The sequence below is a fragment of the Rhizobium sp. S96 genome (genome assembly GCF_030382195.1).
Classification (GTDB): domain Bacteria; phylum Pseudomonadota; class Alphaproteobacteria; order Rhizobiales; family Rhizobiaceae; genus Rhizobium.
Map to the genome: position 1 here is coordinate 26,183 of NZ_JAUDRY010000008.1, position 19,270 is coordinate 45,452.

Consider the following 19,270-nt stretch of genomic DNA (forward strand, 5'->3'; position numbering starts at 1 on the left):
TTAGAGCCGGACTTCCTCGCAGTATTTTCGCGATTTCAAATGAATTCTTAAAGGCCTCTCGCCTTCGTCACCTTCCACAGGAGAAAAGAATGACGGAACAGAACCACCCGGTATATGCCGAAATTACCGGTCCGATCGTCATGATCGGCTTTGGCTCCATCGGCCGCGGTACGCTGCCGCTGATCGAGCGCCACTTCAAATTCGACAAGAGCCGGATGGTCGTCATCGACCCGCGTGAAGAGCCCTCCGACATGGAGATCCTCAAGAAGCACGGCGTCCGTCACATCAAGGAATATGTGACCAAGGACAACTACAAGGAGCTGCTGAAGCCGCTTCTGACCGAAGGCGAAGGCCAGGGCTTCTGCGTCAACCTCTCGGTCGATACCGGTTCGGTCGATCTGATGAAGCTCTGCCGCAAGCTCGACGTCCTCTACATCGACACCGTCGTCGAGCCGTGGCTCGGCTTCTACTTCGACAAGAACATGAAGAACGCCGACCGCACCAACTATGCGCTGCGCGAAACCCTTCGTCATGAGAAGAAGAAGAACCCCGGCGGCACCACGGCCGTTTCTACCTGCGGCGCAAACCCGGGCATGGTCTCCTGGTTCGTCAAGCAGGCGCTGGTCAACCTCGCCAACGACATCGGCCTGACGTTCGACGAGCCGGATCAGCACGACCGTGAAGGCTGGGCCAAGCTGATGAAGAAGCTCGGCGTCAAGGGCGTCCACATCGCCGAGCGCGACACGCAGCTCACCAAGAACCCGAAGCCGCTCAACGTCTTCTGGAACACCTGGTCCGTCGAAGGCTTCATCTCAGAAGGTCTGCAGCCGGCCGAACTCGGCTGGGGCACCCATGAAAACTGGATGCCTAAGAACGCCAAGAAGCACAAGAAGGGCTGCAAGGCCGCTATCTATCTCGAGCAGCCCGGCGCCAACACCCGCGTTCGCAGCTGGTGCCCGACCCCTGGCCCGCAGTATGGCTTCCTCGTCACCCACAACGAGTCGATCTCGATCGCCGATTACTTCACGGTGCGCGACAAGGATGGCGAAGTCACCTTCCGCCCGACCTGCCACTACGCCTACCATCCGCCGAATGACGCCGTTCTGTCGCTGCATGAGATGTTCGGCAACGGCGGCAACTCGCAGCCGGTTCATCACGTTCTCAACGAGGACGAGCTGGTAGACGGTCTCGACGAACTCGGCGTACTGCTCTACGGCCACGAAAAGAACGCCTACTGGTTCGGCTCGCGCCTGTCTCTCGAAGAGACCCGCCGCATCGCGCCTTACCAGAACGCGACCGGTCTGCAGGTCACCTCGGCGGTTCTCGCCGGCATGGTCTACGCGCTGGAAAACCCGAAGGCCGGCATCGTCGAAGCCGACGAGATCGACTACAAGCGTTGCCTCGAAGTGCAGCTGCCCTACCTCGGGCCGGTCGAAGGTCACTACACCGACTGGACCCCACTCGACGGTCGCCCGGGCCTCTTCCCTGAGGATCTGGACACGAAGGATCCGTGGCAGTTCAAGAACATCCTCGTTCGCTAATCGCTGAACGAACCGCATTCGAAGATGCCCGCCGCACGGCGGGCATTTTTGTAACGCTTGCTGTATAAATGCCGTCCCGACACCTTTGAAGCCTTGCCTTCCCGGGCGACCCGCGCCATGTGTTTCGCAACCACACGGATAGTTCCCGCTCAGACTACTGGGAGAAGCCTATGAAAATCAGAACCCTCGTTGTCCTCCTCGGCGCCTCCGCAGCGCTCGCATCCTGCGTTTCGTCGTCGCCGGGCCCAACGCCGGTCGCAGCACGCCCGGCTCCGGTCGGTGTTGAGGGCACTTGGACAGATCCAAATGGACTGAACTCGACCTTTAGCGGTGGACAATTCGTGACTCGGACAACTGACGGCACGAATACACAAATGGCATCTGGCACCTACACAACCGGTCCCAACGGCGTCATTCAAATTAACCTGTATTCAAACGTAAAACGCACAAGCTCTTTGGTTAACTGCGCGCTGGTTGCCCAGAGCCAGCTCAACTGCACCTCCGACGCTGGTTCCCAATTCACGCTCACGCGCCACATGTGATCGGTCGATATCGACGATTGAAAAGCTCCCCTTGCGGGAGCTTTTTTGTTTACCGCCCTTGGAAAGCACCTGCACTGTCACAGCTTTTTCTCTTGCAGCTACTAGTGCTTAGTGGAAACATCAATCGCGTAGGGGATGGCGAAGCGCAGGGTTCCAGGCTTCGCCCATCAAATCAGGAGAACAGGATGACGAAGTCATTTCAATTCGGTCTGTTGACCGCGTCGGTGCTGGCGCTGTCGAGCAGCGCCGCCTTTGCCGATTACCAGCTCAATATTCTTCACATTAACGACTTCCATTCCCGCATCGAGTCGATCAACAAGTTCGACTCCACGTGCTCCGCAGAGGAAGAAGGCAAGAACGAGTGCTTCGGCGGCGCCGCGCGTCTGAAGACTGCGATCGACCAGCGCCGCGCCGCCCTTGACGGCCAGAACGTGCTGCTGCTCAACGCAGGCGACAATTTCCAGGGCTCGCTGTTCTACACCACCTACAAGGGCGCGGCCGAAGCCGAAGTCCTGAACGACATGAAGTTCGACGTCATGACCGTCGGCAACCACGAGTTTGACGACAGCGAAGACGGCCTTGCGACCTTCCTCGACAAGGTCAAGTTCCCTGTTATCTCGGCCAACGTTCTCGCCGGCGACGGCGCCAAGATCGGCGATCGCATCAAGCCCTCGCTGGTTCTCGAGGTCGGCGGCCAGAAAATCGGCATCGTCGGCGCCGTGACCAACGACACCGAGGAACTCTCCTCTCCCGGCCCCAAGATCATGATCGCCGATGACGTGCAGACGATCACCGCTGCCGTCGAAGACCTGAAGAAACAAGGCATCAACAAGATCATCGCACTCACCCACGTCGGCTATCCGCGCGACCTCGCGGCCATTGCCAAGATCCCCGATGTCGACGTCGTTGTCGGCGGCCATTCGCACAGCCTCTTGTCGAACACCGACCCGAAGGCCGAAGGCCCCTACCCGACGATGGTCGACAACCCCGGCGGCTACAAGGTGCCAGTCGTACAGGCGGCCTCCTACAGCAAGTATCTCGGCGACCTCGTGGTCGACTTCGACGACAACGGCGTCGTGAAGAGCGCCAAGGGCGACCCGATCCTGATCGATTCGTCCTTTACCCCGGATCCGACGATGACCGCACGCATCGCCGAACTCGCCAAGCCGATCGAAGAGCTGCGCAAGAAGGTCATCGGTTCGTCCGAAGGGCCGATCGAAGGCGACCGCAAGGTTTGCCGCGTCGAGGAGTGCTCGATGGGCAACCTCGTCGCTGACGCAATGCTCGATCGAGCCAAGGATCAGGGCATGACCATCGCCATCCAGAACGGCGGCGGCCTGCGCGCCTCCATCGATAGCGGCGACGTCACCCAAGGCGAGGTCATCACCGTCCTGCCGTTCCAGAACACGCTCGCGACCTTCCAGCTGGCAGGCGCCGATATCCGCAAGGCCCTGGAAAATGGCCTGAGCCAGATCGAACAGGGCGCCGGTCGCTTCCCGCAGGTTTCCGGTCTCAAGTACAGCTACGACAAGACCAAGCCGGCCGGCAGCCGCCTCCTCTCCGTCGAGACCAAGGAAGGCGACACCTTCGTCCCGCTTGATGACGCCAAGACCTACGGTGTGGTAACCAACAACTACATGCGCGCCGGCGGCGACGGCTATTCGATCTTCGCCAGCGCCGGCAAGAACGCCTATGACTTCGGCCCGGATCTCGCCGATGTCACCGCCGACTACGTTGCCGCGCACTCGCCCTACAAGCCTTACACCGATGGCCGCGTGACCGACGTTGCTGCGAACGCCGCAGCCCCTGCTGCAACGGAACCGGCAGCAACGGCGCCTGCCGCCCCAGCAGCAACCGCCCCCGCGGCAGCGGCCCCGGCTGCGCCCGCCGCGCTGGCACCCAACACGCCGACAAGCCATGTGATCGCCGCCGGTGACACACTGTGGGATCTCGCCAAGCAGTTCTATGGCGACGGCACGCTCTGGAAGAAAATCTCGCAGGCCAACGGCACACCCACGCCGCGTCACCTGACGATTGGCAAGGAACTGCAGATCCCGTCCAAGTAAGACGATTTGTCTCGATTGCGAAGGCCGGTCCGGGGTTCCCCGGGCCGGCTTTTGTTCTTATAGGGTGAACCATCCAAGCCGGGCTGCGTATGAGCCGGGCAGAGAAGACGAGCACTGGGGTTTAGATGACGATCATTGATACTGCGCACCGCCCGGCGGAACATCCGCCCGTGAAATCAGGCAAGGTGGGCGTCCTGCTCGTCAATCTCGGAACACCCGACGGCACCGACTACACCTCGATGCGCCGCTATCTCAAGGAATTCCTGACCGACAAGCGCGTCATCGAATGGTCGCCGTGGAAATGGTACCCGATCCTCTTCGGCATCGTGCTCAACACCCGTCCGGGCAAGGTCGGAAAGGCCTATGAGCTGATCTGGAACAAGGACAAGAACGAGAGCTACCTGCGCACCTATACCCGCAGCCAGTCCGAACTGATGGCGGAGCGCCTACGCGACCTGCCCAACGTTCAGGTCGATTGGGCGATGCGCTACGGCACGCCGTCGATCGCCTCGCGCATCCAGGCGCTGAAGGACGACGGTTGCGACAGGATCGTGCTCTTCCCGCTCTATCCGCAATATGCTGCTGCGACGACGGCGACCGTCAACGACAAGGCCTTCCAGCATCTCCTGAAGATGCGCTGGCAGCCGGCGCTGCGCACCGTGCCCGACTATCACGACGACGACACCTATATCGAAGCGCTGGCGAACTCGATCACGTCGCATCTGGCAACGCTCGATTGGGAGCCGGAGATGATCCTCGCCTCCTTCCACGGCATCCCGATGTCCTATTTCCAGAAGGGCGACCCCTATTACTGTCAGTGCCAGAAGACCGCCCGTCTGCTGCGCGAGAAGCTTGGCTTGTCCAAGGACAAGTTCATGATCACCTTCCAGTCCCGCTTCGGGCCGGAAGAATGGCTGCAGCCCTATACCGACAAGACGGTCGAGAAGCTGGCGCAGGATGGCGTCAAGAAGATCGCGGTGCTGAACCCGGGCTTCGTCTCCGATTGCCTGGAGACGTTGGAAGAAATCGCCGAGCAGGCCGCGCATTCGTTCCACGAGAACGGCGGCGAGAAATTCACCCACATCCCCTGCCTGAACGACAGCGAAGACGGGATGCGGGTGCTGGAAACGGTCGTGCGCCGCGAACTGCTTGGGTGGGTTTGAGGTAGGTAGCGCTGCGGCCCGCATTACCCCCTCTGGCCTGCCGGCCATCTCCCCCACAAGGGGGGAGAAGACCCTGCCTCAATGCACCGGGGGCCAGGCGGGGTTAAGCCATCCCCCTTGTGGGGAGGGTTGGGAGGGGTCTTTCTATTCACCGGCTACCGCTCGCGGGCACCGTCACACCCCTCGCCGGTTCCCCCAAAGCAGAACATGCAGCTGGGGCAGCACGCGGGCTTCGAACCACCTGTCATCCGTAACCTTGCCGACGAGCCAGAGCATCCGCTCCATGATGCCGTCGATGTCGATAGACGCATCGTCATCGTCGGGTGGCGGTGGCGTATGGTTGCCGGGCTGCAGATAGACCGGTAGCGCCGGGTATCGAGCCGCCGCCTGGCGCGCATAGTCATAATCGCGATCGTCAAAGACCACGATCTTCAAGGCAATCTGCGGCCGGCCGGCCGCCAAGCGCAGACAGTCGTCGAAGGCTTGCCAATCGGTCTCCATGCCGCTCGACGGCGGCTTCGGGCTCAAGACCAGCGTATCGAGATCCGCAAACCAGTCCTTGGCAACGCTGCCCTGCGTTTCCAAGGCAAAGCTGTAGCCCTGCGCATGGCCATGGGCGATCAGCGGCCCAAGCGGCTGGATCGCCGGATTACCGCCGGAAAGGGAGATGGTCAGCGGCTTGTCGCCGGAAAGCGCCGAAACTTCCCGCCAGATCTCCTCGACCGACATCGGCCGCCATTGATCGCGGTATTCGCTGTCGACGGCATGCAGCGTATCGCACCAGGAACAGCGGTAGTCGCAGCCCCCAGTCCGCACGAAAACCGTCGGCAGTCCGATCAGCACACCCTCGCCCTGGATCGTCGGCCCGAAGATCTCGCTGACGCGGATGGAGGCCTCACGAGCCCCGCTCATGGCCGGTATTCCGCCCATGTCTTCGGAGTCTCGCTGACCCGCACCGCCGATGTTTCCGGCAGCCGTTCCTTGCACCAGTCATAAAAGTGCTTGGCGAGATATTCCGACGTCACGCCGTCGTGGCCGAGAACCTCGTTCAGGTGCCGATGGTCGAACCGGTCGTCGATATAACGCTTCAGCGGTGCCAGCTCGTGATAGTCGCGCACGAAGCCGTTGGCATCCAGCTCCGCCGAAGCAAGCTCCACCACCACAATGTAATTGTGTCCGTGCAACCGGGCACACTGATGATCGGCCGGCAGGCGCGTCAGCTGGTGCGAGGCCGAAAAGTGGAACTCCTTGGTGATCCGGAACATCACTTCACCTCCTGCGCCGAAAACCCGCTCGTCGCGGCAACCCAGAAATCAGGATCGTCGTAGACCGTCGGATCTGCCACTCCGGCGAGATGAAATGCCTCGCGCCGCTCGACACAGGTGCCGCAGCGACCGCAATGTCTCGTCCCGCCCTTGTAGCAGGACCATGTCTCAGCGAACGGCGTTCCGCTCTTCACCCCATCCGTGACAATATCGGCCTTGGAGATATTGACGTAGGGCGCATAGAGCGAGACCTCTGCATAGCCGTCCAACGCCTGGTTCTGCATCGCCTGGAAGGCATCGATGAACCCGGGGCGGCAATCGGGATAGATGAAATGGTCGCCGCCATGAACGGCGACGGCCACGGCATCCGCCTTCTGCGCGGCGGCGAGCCCGAAGGCGATGGCGAGCATGATGGCGTTGCGGTTCGGCACGACCGTCGCCTTCATCGTTTCCTCGGCATAGTGGCCGTCAGGCACATCGACATCATCCGTGAGCGCCGAGCCGCTGAGATGCCGGCCGATGGTGCGGATGTCGATGATCTGGTGCGGTACGCCGAGCCGTTTGGCGCAAGCAGTGGCAAAGTCCAGTTCCTTGCGATGCCGCTGGCCATAGTCGAAGGAAAGAAGGCCGATGAGCTGATGTTCCGCGGCAACCTTGTGCGCAAGCGAAACGGAGTCCAATCCGCCGGAGCAGATGACGATAGTCTTCATGATGGAGGTCCCTTGTTTTGACCGGGTGGGCTGCGACCGGATACAGCGGCGTTTTACGCCACCCCCCTCCCGTTGTGAAGGGCCAATCGAAAACCCATATATCCAGTCAGGATCCTTGGCGTCGGCGCGACAGGCTGGCGTTTGAATTCGTCTACGCTAAGGTGCAGTCAATCGATTCTATCGCGGGGGAGTTTCATGGTTTTGGGCGGCTTCGACATTGTCGTGATCGCGTTGGTGGTCTTCGTCATCCTCGTGCTCTTCGCCGGGATCAAGACCGTACCACAGGGCTACCAGTACACGGTCGAGCGCTTCGGTCGCTACACCCGCACTCTGGGGCCCGGCTTGAACATCATCACCCCCTTCATCGAGCGCGTCGGCGCTCGCATGAACGTGATGGAGCAGGTTCTCAACGTCCCGACCCAGGAGGTCATCACCAAGGACAACGCCTCGGTGTCGGCCGATGCCGTTTCCTTCTACCAGATCCTGAACGCTGCCCAGGCGGCGTACCAGGTCTCCAACCTCGAAAACGCCATTCTCAACCTGACCATGACCAACATCCGCTCGGTCATGGGCTCGATGGACCTCGACGAACTGCTCTCCAATCGCGACGCGATCAACGATCGGCTGCTCCGGGTGGTCGATGACGCCGTCCAGCCATGGGGCATCAAGGTCACACGCGTCGAGATCAAGGACATTCAGCCGCCGCGCGACCTTGTCGATGCGATGGCGCGACAGATGAAGGCCGAGCGCGAAAAGCGCGCTCAGGTGCTGGAAGCGGAAGGCGCCAGAAACGCCCAGATCCTGCGCGCCGAAGGTGCGAAGCAGTCAGCCATCCTGCAGGCCGAAGGCCAGCGCGAAGCGGCCTTCCGCAACGCCGAAGCCCGTGAACGTCTTGCGGAAGCGGAAGCCAAGGCAACTAAAATGGTCTCCGAGGCGATTGCCGCCGGCGACGTGCAGGCGATCAACTACTTCGTGGCGCAGAAATACACCGAAGCGCTCACCTCGATCGGCTCCGCCAGCAACTCCAAGGTCGTGCTGATGCCCATCGAGGCTTCGTCGATCCTGGGATCTCTGAGCGGCATCGGCGCCATTGCCAAGGAAGTATTCGGCGACGGCCCGCACCCGCCGACGCCGTCTGCTCCCCGCCAGGTATCGTCGCGCTCGACGCCGACGATCAACCCCTTCAATCAGAACCCGGAGCGCTGACCCATGCTCGCCGCCGTCACATCGGAGCTGGGCCCCTGGAGTTGGTGGGTGGTCGGCCTTGTTCTGCTCGCCGCGGAAATGATGGCACCGGGTTTCTTCCTGGTCTGGATCGGCCTTGCAGCCATTGCCGTCGGCGCCCTCTCCCTGCTTTTCTGGGACAGCGCCTTCTGGGCCTGGCAGTTGCAGGCCATCCTGTTTGCCGCCTTTGCGGTCGCCGCGACCTTCATCGGCCGCAAGTTGACCAGGGAGCACGGCGAGACCGACGAGCCTTTCCTCAATCAGCGCGGCGCCAGCCTCGTCGGCCGGACGGCAACGCTCGCCGAGCCGATCGTCGAAGGACGTGGCCGCATTCGGCTGGATGATACACAGTGGAAAGTCAGCGGCCCCGACCTGCCCGTGGGCACGCGCGTCAAGGTGGTGTCAAGCAACGGCCGCGACCTGACGGTCGAGGAAGCCTGATCCCATCAGACTTGACTTTATCAGGCGACCCCGATCCGCAACAGATCGTGGAAGTGAACCAGACCGACCGGCCGATTGTCATCATCGATCACGATCAGCGCGCCGATGTGGTGCTGGTTGAGCAGCGAAAGAGCAGCCGTCGCGAGCACTGTTGCCTTCACCGTCTTCGGCGTGTGCGTCATGATCTCGTCGACGATCAGTTCCGACAGGTTGCGCGTCAGATTGCGCGCAAGATCGCCTTCGGTGACGATCCCGCAAAGCCGGCCGTCGCCGTCGATAACCCCCACGCAACCGAAATGCTTGCGCGACAAGGTCGAGATCGCCTCCGGCACGGAGGTTCCCTTCGGCACCAGCGGCACGCGCTCCCCGGTATGCATGATATCGCCGACATGGCTCAGGCTGGCCCCGAGTTTGCCGCCCGGATGGAACACATGGAAGTCACGCGCCGTAAACCCGCGCGCCTCGAGCAGGGCGATCGCCAGCGCGTCGCCCATGGCAAGCTGCATCAGCGTCGACGTGGTCGGCGCGAGACCATGAGGGCATGCCTCCTCGACGTTCGGCATCAACAGCACCACATCTGAAGCAGCGGCGAGCGACGATTTCTCGGACGCCGTCAACGCGATCAACGGGATCGAAAACCGACGCGTATAGCTGATGATGTTACGCAGCTCGGCACTCTCGCCGCCCTTGGAAAGGGCAATCACCGCATCGCCCTTGCCCACCATGCCGAGGTCGCCATGGTTGGCTTCCGCCGCATGCATGAAGAACGCCGGTGTTCCCGTGGACGCAAGCGTCGCCGCGATCTTTACCCCGATATGGCCACTCTTGCCGACGCCGGTGACGATGACGCGGCCGGATATGCCGCCAGCAACTTCGACCGCGCGGGAGAAGGGCTCCGCCAGAGCGCCTCCCAGGGCAGCTTCCAGCGCCTCAAGGGCGCGCCGTTCAGTGCCGATCGTGCGCTTGGCCGACTCGAGCACCCCGTTTTCGATGAGATTTACCGCTCTGCTGATCATGGCAATCCGATAGAGCTTTTCAGCCGCCGAGTCCATTGCGCAGATCGCAACCGCTTCGACGATCATCGAAACGAATGGTTAACCATGGAGCTTTACGTTCGGGTAACCACTTCGAAGCATCCCGGGCACGAGTTCATGGGCCATTGGAAATACACGAGCAGTCTGACGCCGCTCCGCGCGGCGGGCATTGCCGTGTGCGTGGCCCTGTGCGCCATCACGCTTGCTCCCCTTCACGTCCTTGCTCAATCGGCCCAGCCACGTTCGACCGACGGAGCGACCGCCGCGACACCACTCGCCCCGATCGGGGACGATGACAGCGCGCCCTCGACGGACGCAGCGGAAAATGGGGCCGCACCGTCGGCGGAACCCGCCACCGACCCAGCCTTGAAACAGGCAACAGCCTCGGATGACCAGAAGCCGAGCGACGAGACCACCGGCGCGATCCTCGACGAAGACATGATGCGCATGAATACGCGCGAGGCACCGATCGACGCACGAATGGCGCGAAAGCCGGACCGCGACCTCACCAAGGAGGAGACGCCGGGCATCCGGGTCGGCACCTTTGTCCTGCGCCCGACGGTCACGCAGAGCATCAATACCGAGACCGAAAAGGGCGGCGATACCAAGCAGAGTCGCGCCTTCCTTGAAACCGATATGTTGACCACGCTGACCTCCGACTGGGCGCTGCATCAGCTGCTCATCACCACCGAGGGCGCCTGGCAGCAGAACGTCAGCGGCGAAGGCGAGGAACAGCCCGACTTCAAGATCAATGGCGACCTCCGGCTCGATCTGCCGGAAGATACGACGGCCCACCTCACCGGCGGCTATCACTTCTATCGCGAAGACACCGACGATCCGAATGCCCTGCAGAACGCCGCCAAACAGTCGGATGTCCAGGAATTCAGCGCTGGCGCCACCATTGAACGCGACTTCGGCATTCTGCGCGGCAGCACCGGCATCGACGTAGTCCGCACAATCTATTCCGATGCGACCTTGTCCGACGGCACCACGGTTTCGCTGAGCGATCGCAACGAGACGACCGGCACGCTGCGCGGGCGCATCGGCTACGAACTGTCGCCTGCACTCATTCCCTTCATCGAGGCGAATATCGGCAAGACGGCCTATGACGACAGCGTGGACAGTTCGGGCTATCGCCGATCAGGCCAATCCTATGGCGCCAAGGCTGGTGTCGAGATGGACATGGGCGAGAAACTTCGAGGCGAAGTCGCGCTCGGATATCAAACGGCGACCTTCGATGACGACCGCCTGTCGGACATCGATGCTGCGGTGGTGGACGCTCAATTGTTCTGGTCGCCGCTCAGAGGAACCGACGTCAACATCGGCCTGCAGACAAGCATCAACCCATCGACTACAGCTGGCGAATCCGGCTACGTGTCCCACGCCCTGACAACGACGATCGCTCATCAGCTGCGTGACAATCTCACCGGCACGGTGCTTGGCGGCATCACCTTGCGCGACTATCCCTCGGACAGCGCCACAAGCGACGAGACCGTCTACACCACGAGCGCCGCGCTCACATGGAATATCAACCGCTACCTCGATCTGGTCAGCACCGTCGGCTACGAACTGACATCGCGCAAGACCGGCAGCGACTCCGAACAATGGCGCGCCGGTGTCGGCCTCAAGCTGAAGCGTTAAACGAAATCCGCCTCCAAGCCGGTAAGCTTGGAGGCGGCTGCAGTTCGTGCAGCTGAAAGACTTTCTTCAGATCCCCTTCAGCAGTTCCTTGAAGCCGCTTTCGACAGTCGGACGGATGTCCGCACGTTCCAGCGCGAATGCCACGTTGGCAAGGATGAAGCCGTCCTTGGCGCCGCAGTCATAGGTCGTGCCGCGGAAGTGATAACCGGCGAAATCCTGGTCCTTCAGCAGCTTCAGCATGCCGTCGGTCAGCTGGATCTCGTTGCCCGCGCCGCGCTCCTGGGTTTCCAGGATCTTGAACACTTCAGGCTGCAGGATGTAGCGGCCGTTGATGAAGTAGTTCGAAGGCGCGGTGCCCTTGGCTGGCTTCTCAACCATGCTGTTGATGCGGAAACCGTCACCGATGGCCTCGCCAACGCCGACGATCCCGTACTTATGGGCCTGATCGGGCGCGCATTCCTCGACGGCGATGATGTTACCGCCGCTCTGGGCATAGAGATCGATCATGCCCTTCATGCAGCCCTTGCCTTCGCTCTTCATGATCATGTCGGGCAACAGCAGCGCGAAAGGCTCGTTGCCGACGATCTCGCGGGCACACCAGACGGCGTGGCCGAGGCCGAGCGGCTCCTGCTGGCGGGTGAAGCTGACCGTACCAGCCTTGGGAAGCTGGCCGGCAAGCAGCGTCATTTCCGCCTGCTTGCTACGCTCGCGCAACGTCTGCTCGAGCTCGAAATGAATATCGAAGTAGTCTTCGATGATGTGCTTGTTACGGCCTGTGACGAAAACGAAATGCTCGATACCCGCTTCCAAAGCCTCGTCGACAACATACTGAATGATCGGTTTGTCGACGACCGTCAGCATTTCCTTCGGCACTGCTTTTGTGGCCGGGAGGAAGCGAGTCCCCAGGCCGGCAACCGGAAATACAGCTTTGCGAACTTTTTTATGCTCTGCCACACAATCCTCCTGCAGCGATTACACCGCTTGAAATAAAAGGCATTTTTGATTGGACTAGATAAGATTTGCTACAGATTTGCAAATAGTGACTGCGTTCGTCTGTCATGGTAAAGAATTTGTTGACTCCGTTCCGGTAATCTCGGGCCAGAGCGGAACTCCGCGCTCTGCTGTGCCTGAAACGAAAGGACGGATGACCGCCGATGACTCAAAATCACAGAAACTCCCTTCGTGGTCTTGCTCTCGCATTCATCGTGACCGCGTCCGCCGGTCTGGCTCCCCTCAACGCAAAAGCCGATCAGCGGTTCCAGAAGTGGATCGCGGACTTTTATCAAACAGCCGCTCAAAGTGGCATCAGCAAGGCAACCTATCGCAAAGCCTTCGCAGGTGTGACCGATCCCGACCCGACAGTGCTGGAAAAGGCTGCTTATCAGCCTGAATTTACAACGAAAATCTGGGATTATGTAGATTCTCGTGTAAATCCTTATACCGTCCAGATCGGCCGCAAAATGGCCGCCAAACATGCCACGACTCTGGCTGCGATCGAGCGTCATTTCGGCGTCGACAAAACGATTCTCCTGGCGATCTGGTCGATGGAATCGAACTATGGCGCCGTGCTCGACAAGGATGACCGCCTTCACTACGTCCCACGCGCGCTGGCAACCCTTGCCTATGCCGACCCCCGTCGCGCCAAGTTTGCCCAGAAGCAGCTGGTCGCAGCGTTGAAGATTCTGCAAAACGGCGATATTTCGCCGGATGGAATGACCGGTTCCTGGGCAGGCGCCATGGGGCACACGCAGTTCATCCCGACCAGCTATCTGCTTTATGCCGTCGATGCCGATGGCAACGGTCACCGCGATATCTGGAATTCCGTGCCGGACGCGCTGGCGACATCCGCCAATCTTCTGATGAAGAACGGCTGGGATACCGGCAAGACCTGGGGATACGAAGTCACGGTGCCGCAAAGTGCGCTGAAGCAGGTCGGCAAGACCCACACCCTGTCGCAATGGGCGGCAATGGGTCTGGCGCGCCCGACCGGCAAGGGCTTCAAGGACGGTGGCAGCAATGCCGTTCTGAAAATGCCGGCCGGCCCGAACGGCCCCGGCTTCCTGATGACCAGCAACTTCTTCACCATCAAGAAGTACAATTCCTCCGACAGCTACGCGATTGCCGTTGGCCTGCTTGCCGACGAAATCGCCGGCTACGGCGGCATGAAGCAGCGCTGGCCGCGCCCGGATGGTACGCTCGACGTCAAGGAGAAGTTCGAACTGCAGACCCGCCTGAAGGCGCTCGGCTATTATGACGGCGAGGTCGATGGCAACTTCGGCAGCGGTTCGAAGGCGGCGATTGCCGCCGTACAGGGCCGGATCGGCATGCAGGCGGACGGTGAGCCATCGCTGCCGCTGCTCAATGCACTTCGCAAGTAGACAGCCTGATTCTCCGCCATACGTTTTGGGGTGTGGACGCATGTCCCGCTCCATGAGAAAATAGCGGCAGATGCGAGGCTGCTGACAATGCGTAAACGAGTAAACCGTACCACGGCCCGCTGGGGCGCCATTGGCGCCATCGCGCTGGTATTCTCATCCGGCGTTCTGCCGCCGGTGCAGACCGCCGAGGCACAGTACTATCAGCGCCGCTCGATCCTCGATTTCCTCCTCGGACGGCGCTACATCGACCAATACCCCCCGGCCCCCAACGAGAATGCCGCACCACCCCGCGGCGTTCCGGCCGCGCCCAAAAAGAAGAAGGCACCGCCGAAGACGGTGGTTTCCACCCCTCGCCCGCCGGCAGCGGCACCGGTTGAGGAGAAGGTTGTCGAAAAACTCGGCAACGCCCAGAAGATCCTTGTTGTTGGTGACTTCCTGGCTGGCGGCCTTGGTGTCGGCCTTGATGCGGCGTTTCAGGAATCGCCGGGCATCGTCATCGAAACGCATAGCAACGTCGCCTCCGGTCTCGTGCGCGACGATTACTACGACTGGCCGGCCCAGCTCACCAAATTCCTCGACGACGCAAAGCCCGCCATGGTCGTCGTCATGCTCGGCGCCAATGATCGCCAGCAGATGGTGACGGATGTGGGCAAGGAAAAATTTCGCACCGATGGATGGTACGCGGAATATCAGCGCCGCGCGCTCGCCTTCGGCAAGGAAGTCACAAGCCGGAAGATCCCGCTCCTCTGGGTCGGGCTACCGGCCTTCGATTCCCCGGCGATGATGGCCGATGCGGTGCAGATGAACCAGCTCTATCGCAAGCAGGTCGAGGCCGCCGGTGGTGAATTCGTCGACGTCTGGGACGGCTTCGTCAGCGAAAGCGGCGAGTTCATCGTCACCGGCTCCGACATCAACGGCCAGCAGGTTCGCCTGCGCACATCGGACGGCATCAACCTGACTGATGCCGGTCGCCGCAAGCTTGCCTTCTATGTCGAAAAGCCCGCGCGCCGTATCCTTGGCACCCAGGCAAGCCCCGACCTCGTACGCCTCGACAGCACCAATATGCCGAGCCTCGACCTGTCGTCGAATCCGGCCGACCATACCGATCCGATCAGCCTTTCCGACCCCAATCTCGATGGCGGAACCGCCCTTCTCGGAGGCGCCGCCCTGCCGGTGTCCACCGGCAAGTCGCCGCGCGACAGATTGGTGCAGGACGGCGAGATGGCGCCGCCTCCGGCCGGCCGTATCGACGATTACCGCCTGTCGGCAGCCAAGCCGGCGCCCGAAGTCTCCTCCAAATAGAGGGGCGCGCGCTCACTGAGGGATGAGGCAATGGACGAAGATCATACGAAACGCATAATCCTTGAATTCCTGAGGAAGCACACCTTGGCGGTGATCGCGACCTGCCATCGCAATGGAAAGCCGGAGGCTGCTACGATCGACTTCTCGGTGCGCGACACTCTGGAGGTCGTGTTCAGCACTTTCAAGGAGACGCGAAAGTTCGACAATCTCGCGGAGCGCCCCGGCGTCGCCTTCGTAGTCGGATGGAACGACAACATCACGGTTCAATACGAGGGTGAGGCAACAAGAGTTCCTGCCGCGGATATCGAAGAATACCAGGAGGCTTATCTCAACAGCCTTCCGGCTGCCAGGGAGTTCATCGAGAGAGGGGCCGTGATGTTCAAAGCAACGCCGCGATGGATTCGGTATTCCGATTTCAACCAGGAGCCTCCCGAACTGATCGAGATTCAATTCTGACAGACGCAGGCACCATGCGCGTTACGACGAGTCGTTTGCGTCGCCCATATGCTTGCGAGCGGTGATGAGGGGGCCCTAATTGCCGCGATGGCATTAAGCCGCCGTCCGCTTCGGACCGAAAGAACACCAGCAGCCGACTACTTTGCGCCATGAGCGGTCATTGCCACACCGTATCGTTAGGCTATTCTGATTTTCTTCAGTTTGGCTTGCGGTCAACAGGTTTTCAGAATGCTTTACATTGGCTCTGCCGACGCTAAGGAAATCGCCAAGGTTCGGCGCGTCATCGACGAACGCTGTATGTCGTCGCATATGAACGATACCAAATGGCGAGAACTGTGTACGGCGGTGTCTGAAGAGCTACCTTTCCCTCCGCCTTATCAGGCGAAATTAATACTCTCAGGCAGTGCCGATCCCGAAGAACTTGAGACCGCCCCCTCGTATTATGGCGATTGGGCAAGGACCCCAGAGGCAGCCATGGGCATCTTCATTGAATGGCTCAAGGTTGCACCCAGGATAAGCGTTCTTAACAGAAAATCCTCGGAACCCCGCGTCCAGGATTGCTCAGAGGCTTTACGCGATCTCCTGAAAAGATTGAAAATTCCTTTCATTGAAAAGGACGGCTTCTTCGTCATCTATGGGCATTCCTCCGATCCAGAGGTCATTGGTTGACTGCTTCGGGCCGATGGCCGACTTCAGCTTCGCGCCAGAAGGACACGTTGACCGTCAGATGAAAGGTTCCACTATAGACGCGCTGCGCATGCAGTAATTGAGGGCGGAAGTCGATGTAAGAAGTAAAAAGCGTCGAGCTATACGAAATTCACGGATTCGAAAGCCCAGGTGAATATGAGCGGTTTAATCGCTGGTTAGACGCCCTGATCGCCGATGGATCGTGCATTGAGAAATCGTGCGCCAAAGCGGGGGTCGACGAAAAATACGTCCGTCGGGAGATTGCATTCAGTAATGGAGAGGCCTGGCGACTGGAGCCACCCGATTTCCCGTTTCGAGGATCGTGGCAGCCACTGGCATAGTAGTACCAAGACTGCTTAGGACCGAAAAGCGACTTTGGCTTGGTCACCTTTCAAACCGAAATATGCCTTGACTGATCCACTGGGATTTCTACCGTGGGTCGTCGTTGTTATGGCTGGAGCAACTCATTGGCACATGGGAGCGTGAAGCTGCTTGCGGCGGCGGCGATCTTCGCACCGCGATGCCGCCTTTCTTTGCGAGACATAGATGTCTCTAACATTGGCAACCTAGCTGAGAGCCGAATTCGCGAAGGATATACACAAGATGAATTAGATGCCGGACTAAACGTGCTCGATTCAGTTCAGCTTTTGGAGGACTGAGTCCCCTCGAACCGTAGAAGCGTTGCATTGGCCTTATATTTGAGCATCGGTTGGGACGATGATAACGGAAACGACTATTTCGATGTCTTTGTTGTGACTAACGATTTGCGATCTAGTTTGCTTAAATTGTCGAACTCATGGCTATATGTGGACGAATTCAATTGGCTGGACGTCTTGGTGAGTCTTTTCAACATTTTGCAGAAATGCGAGCGCGGAACCTGGAATGACAGCGTCCAACAACTACGAACGCGCTTTGACTGGGAATATGAGGGCATGGCGGGCACGTGAAGTAACGCCCACGAGCGACCCAGCACGACCTTCATTGACTGCTTTGGGCCGGAAGCGGACGCGCCATTTCTAGCACGTGACCTCCTCCGATCTGCGTCCGGTATGCATCGATATCGTCTGACGAAAAACGCCCTGCAACGGCGCCGCCGCAAGCGGCTCGTCTGCAATGGACATCAGCATCAAATAAAAAGGGGCCGCTCGAAGCGGCCCCATCCATTGCATCGATGTCAGTCGCTTACCGCGGCAGAACCGTCGAACCCATCAGGGCTTCGTCGATGGCGCGAGCAGCCTGACGGCCTTCGCGGATCGCCCAGACCACCAGCGACTGGCCGCGGCGCACGTCGCCCGCCGTCCAGAACTTGTCGACCGAGGTCTTGTAGTCGCGGTCGTTGGCAACGACGTTGGTCGAGCCGCGACGGTCGGTGTTGAGCGTGAGCTTGCCGTCGAGTTCCTTCAGAACGCTGTCCTTGAACGGACCGCTGAAACCGATCGCGATGAAGGCGAGATCGGCCTTGATGATGAACTCCGTGCCCGGCACCGGCTTGCGGCGCTCGTCGACTTCGCAGCACTTCACGCCGGTCAGCACGCCATCTTCGCCGACGAATTCGAGCGTTGCGACCTGGAACTCGCGGATCGCGCCTTCCGCCTGAGAAGACGAGGTGCGCATCTTGGTCGCCCAGAACGGCCAGACAGCGAGCTTGTCTTCCTTCTCCGGCGGCTGCGGACGGATGTCGAGCTGCGTGACCTTCACCGCGCCCTGACGGAACGCCGTACCGACGCAGTCCGATGCCGTATCGCCACCGCCGACGACGACAATATGCTTGGCGCCGGCAAGGATCGGGTCGGATGCCCAACCGACACTGTCGATGTTTTCGCGACCGACGCGCTTGTTCTGCTGCACGAGATACGGCATCGCGTCATGAACGCCTGACAGTTCGACGCCCGGGATACCCGCTTCGCGCGGCGTTTCCGAACCACCGCAATAGAGCACCGCATCGTGGTCGGCGATGAGCTGCTCGACCTTCACGTCGACGCCGATGTTGACGCCATAGTGGAAGGTGACGCCTTCGCCCTTCATCTGCTCGACGCGACGATCGATGAAGTTCTTTTCCATCTTGAAGTCAGGAATACCGTAGCGCAGCAGACCACCCGCCTTGCTTTCGCGTTCGTAGACATGAACTTCGTGACCCGCCCGGCCAAGCTGCTGCGCCGCCGCCAGGCCGGCGGGGCCCGAGCCGATGATCGCGACCTTCTTGCCGGTGTGAACCGTCGCAGGCTGCGGCCGGATGAAGCCGAGTTCGTACGCCTTGTCGGCAATCGCCTGCTCGACGGTCTTGATCGCAACAGGCGCGTCTTCGAGGTTCAGCGTGCAGGCCTCCTCGCAGGGCGCCGGGCAGACGCGACCGGTGAACTCCGGGAAGTTGTTGGTCGAATGCAGGTTCTGGATCGCGGCTTCCCAGTTGTTGTTATAAACGAGATCGTTCCAGTCGGGGATCTGGTTGTGAACAGGGCAGCCGGTCGGCCCATGACAGTACGGGATGCCACAGTCCATGCAGCGCGCGGCCTGTTTCTGCACTTCCGGGTCCGACATCGGGATTGTGAATTCGCGGAAATGCCGGATGCGATCCGACGCCGGCTGATACTTCGCTACCTGCCGGTCGATTTCCAGAAACCCTGTAACCTTACCCATATTTTCGTCCCTTACACTCATGACCGCCTCGCCTGCGGCCAGTTGTCCATTGTTAGCCTCGACAGCGGAGGCAAGTTGCTTTTTTCGACCGTCATTGAGATATCCCTTGGGTGCCGTCCACGTGTCTGCGCTGCCTGAGGCTGCTGCCGATCCGAGGGTCATTGAGATATTTCGGTCATCCGC

General features: G+C 60.4%; 17 protein-coding genes and 1 pseudogene. 12 read left to right on the forward strand and 6 right to left on the reverse strand.

Going from position 1 to position 19,270, the window contains the following annotated elements; translation table 11 throughout:
• Positions 1 to 89 precede the first annotated feature (89 nt).
• The 4 genes from QTL94_RS09965 (at position 90) to hemH (ending at position 5,312) form a co-directional block, all read left to right on the forward strand.
• On the forward strand, positions 90 to 1,541 hold the full coding sequence (locus tag QTL94_RS09965) for a homospermidine synthase (RefSeq protein WP_065691567.1): 1,452 nt from the start codon (positions 90 to 92) through the stop codon (positions 1,539 to 1,541).
• Positions 1,542 to 1,711: 170 nt separating this feature from the next.
• A complete protein-coding gene (omp10, locus tag QTL94_RS09970) occupies positions 1,712 to 2,083 on the forward strand; it encodes an outer membrane lipoprotein Omp10 (RefSeq protein WP_289801416.1) in 372 nt (123 codons plus the stop codon).
• Between the two features lie 185 nt (positions 2,084 to 2,268).
• Entirely contained in the window at positions 2,269 to 4,149 is a 1,881-nt protein-coding gene (locus QTL94_RS09975) for a 5'-nucleotidase C-terminal domain-containing protein (protein WP_289801417.1), read from the forward strand.
• Positions 4,150 to 4,274: 125 nt separating this feature from the next.
• Positions 4,275 to 5,312, forward strand: coding sequence for a ferrochelatase (gene hemH, locus QTL94_RS09980; protein WP_289801418.1), 1,038 nt, complete (start codon positions 4,275 to 4,277; stop codon positions 5,310 to 5,312).
• Between the two features lie 174 nt (positions 5,313 to 5,486).
• Here hemH and queE read toward each other — a convergent pair whose 3' ends face one another.
• Genes queE through queC form a run of 3 tightly spaced genes read right to left on the reverse strand, consistent with a single transcriptional unit; the run spans position 5,487 to position 7,287 of the window.
• Entirely contained in the window at positions 5,487 to 6,224 is a 738-nt protein-coding gene (gene queE / locus QTL94_RS09985) for a 7-carboxy-7-deazaguanine synthase QueE (protein ID WP_289801419.1), read from the reverse strand.
• Complete coding sequence (gene queD / locus QTL94_RS09990; RefSeq protein WP_289801420.1) at positions 6,221 to 6,577, reverse strand: 6-carboxytetrahydropterin synthase QueD; 357 nt, start codon at positions 6,575 to 6,577, stop codon at positions 6,221 to 6,223. Before queD ends, queE begins: the two co-directional genes overlap by 4 nt.
• Positions 6,577 to 7,287 carry a 7-cyano-7-deazaguanine synthase QueC gene (gene queC, locus QTL94_RS09995; RefSeq protein ID WP_289801421.1) on the reverse strand — a complete coding sequence of 237 codons (711 nt, stop codon included), beginning with the start codon at positions 7,285 to 7,287 and terminating at the stop codon, positions 6,577 to 6,579. The genes queD and queC overlap by 1 nt, the downstream gene beginning before the upstream one ends.
• A gap of 195 nt (positions 7,288 to 7,482) precedes the next feature.
• Between queC and QTL94_RS10000 the strand changes: the two genes are divergently transcribed.
• Both QTL94_RS10000 and QTL94_RS10005 read left to right on the forward strand, forming a co-directional pair.
• Positions 7,483 to 8,493: an SPFH domain-containing protein gene (locus tag QTL94_RS10000; RefSeq protein ID WP_289801422.1), complete on the forward strand. Its 1,011-nt coding sequence runs from the start codon at positions 7,483 to 7,485 to the stop codon at positions 8,491 to 8,493.
• 3 nt (positions 8,494 to 8,496) lie between these two features.
• Entirely contained in the window at positions 8,497 to 8,952 is a 456-nt protein-coding gene (locus QTL94_RS10005; protein ID WP_113521900.1) for an NfeD family protein, read from the forward strand.
• 20 nt (positions 8,953 to 8,972) lie between these two features.
• Here the strand turns inward: QTL94_RS10005 and QTL94_RS10010 are convergent, their stop codons facing one another.
• Complete coding sequence (locus QTL94_RS10010; RefSeq protein WP_289801559.1) at positions 8,973 to 9,968, reverse strand: KpsF/GutQ family sugar-phosphate isomerase; 996 nt, start codon at positions 9,966 to 9,968, stop codon at positions 8,973 to 8,975.
• A 135-nt stretch (positions 9,969 to 10,103) separates the two neighbouring features.
• Here QTL94_RS10010 and QTL94_RS10015 point away from each other — a divergent pair, with 135 nt between their 5' ends.
• Positions 10,104 to 11,627, forward strand: coding sequence for an outer membrane beta-barrel protein (locus tag QTL94_RS10015; protein ID WP_289801560.1), 1,524 nt, complete (start codon positions 10,104 to 10,106; stop codon positions 11,625 to 11,627).
• A gap of 66 nt (positions 11,628 to 11,693) precedes the next feature.
• Here QTL94_RS10015 and galU read toward each other — a convergent pair whose 3' ends face one another.
• Positions 11,694 to 12,581: a UTP--glucose-1-phosphate uridylyltransferase GalU gene (gene galU, locus QTL94_RS10020; protein WP_289801423.1), complete on the reverse strand. Its 888-nt coding sequence runs from the start codon at positions 12,579 to 12,581 to the stop codon at positions 11,694 to 11,696.
• 200 nt (positions 12,582 to 12,781) lie between these two features.
• Here galU and QTL94_RS10025 point away from each other — a divergent pair, with 200 nt between their 5' ends.
• From QTL94_RS10025 to QTL94_RS28305, 5 genes and pseudogenes are all read left to right on the forward strand, one after another.
• On the forward strand, positions 12,782 to 14,005 hold the full coding sequence (locus QTL94_RS10025; RefSeq protein ID WP_065691557.1) for a lytic murein transglycosylase: 1,224 nt from the start codon (positions 12,782 to 12,784) through the stop codon (positions 14,003 to 14,005).
• An 87-nt stretch (positions 14,006 to 14,092) separates the two neighbouring features.
• Positions 14,093 to 15,307, forward strand: coding sequence for an SGNH/GDSL hydrolase family protein (locus QTL94_RS10030; protein ID WP_065691556.1), 1,215 nt, complete (start codon positions 14,093 to 14,095; stop codon positions 15,305 to 15,307).
• A gap of 30 nt (positions 15,308 to 15,337) precedes the next feature.
• The gene (locus QTL94_RS10035) at positions 15,338 to 15,763 is read left to right on the forward strand and encodes a pyridoxamine 5'-phosphate oxidase family protein (RefSeq protein ID WP_289801424.1); all 426 of its coding nucleotides are present in this window, start codon (positions 15,338 to 15,340) and stop codon (positions 15,761 to 15,763) included.
• 228 nt (positions 15,764 to 15,991) lie between these two features.
• The gene (locus QTL94_RS10040; RefSeq protein ID WP_289801425.1) at positions 15,992 to 16,432 is read left to right on the forward strand and encodes a DUF6678 family protein; all 441 of its coding nucleotides are present in this window, start codon (positions 15,992 to 15,994) and stop codon (positions 16,430 to 16,432) included.
• A gap of 692 nt (positions 16,433 to 17,124) precedes the next feature.
• A pseudogene (locus QTL94_RS28305) lies at positions 17,125 to 17,397 on the forward strand (Imm8 family immunity protein); the annotation flags it as partial.
• Between the two features lie 235 nt (positions 17,398 to 17,632).
• Here QTL94_RS28305 and QTL94_RS10045 read toward each other — a convergent pair.
• On the reverse strand, positions 17,633 to 19,087 hold the full coding sequence (locus QTL94_RS10045) for a glutamate synthase subunit beta (protein WP_289801426.1): 1,455 nt from the start codon (positions 19,085 to 19,087) through the stop codon (positions 17,633 to 17,635).
• Positions 19,088 to 19,270 lie beyond the last annotated feature (183 nt).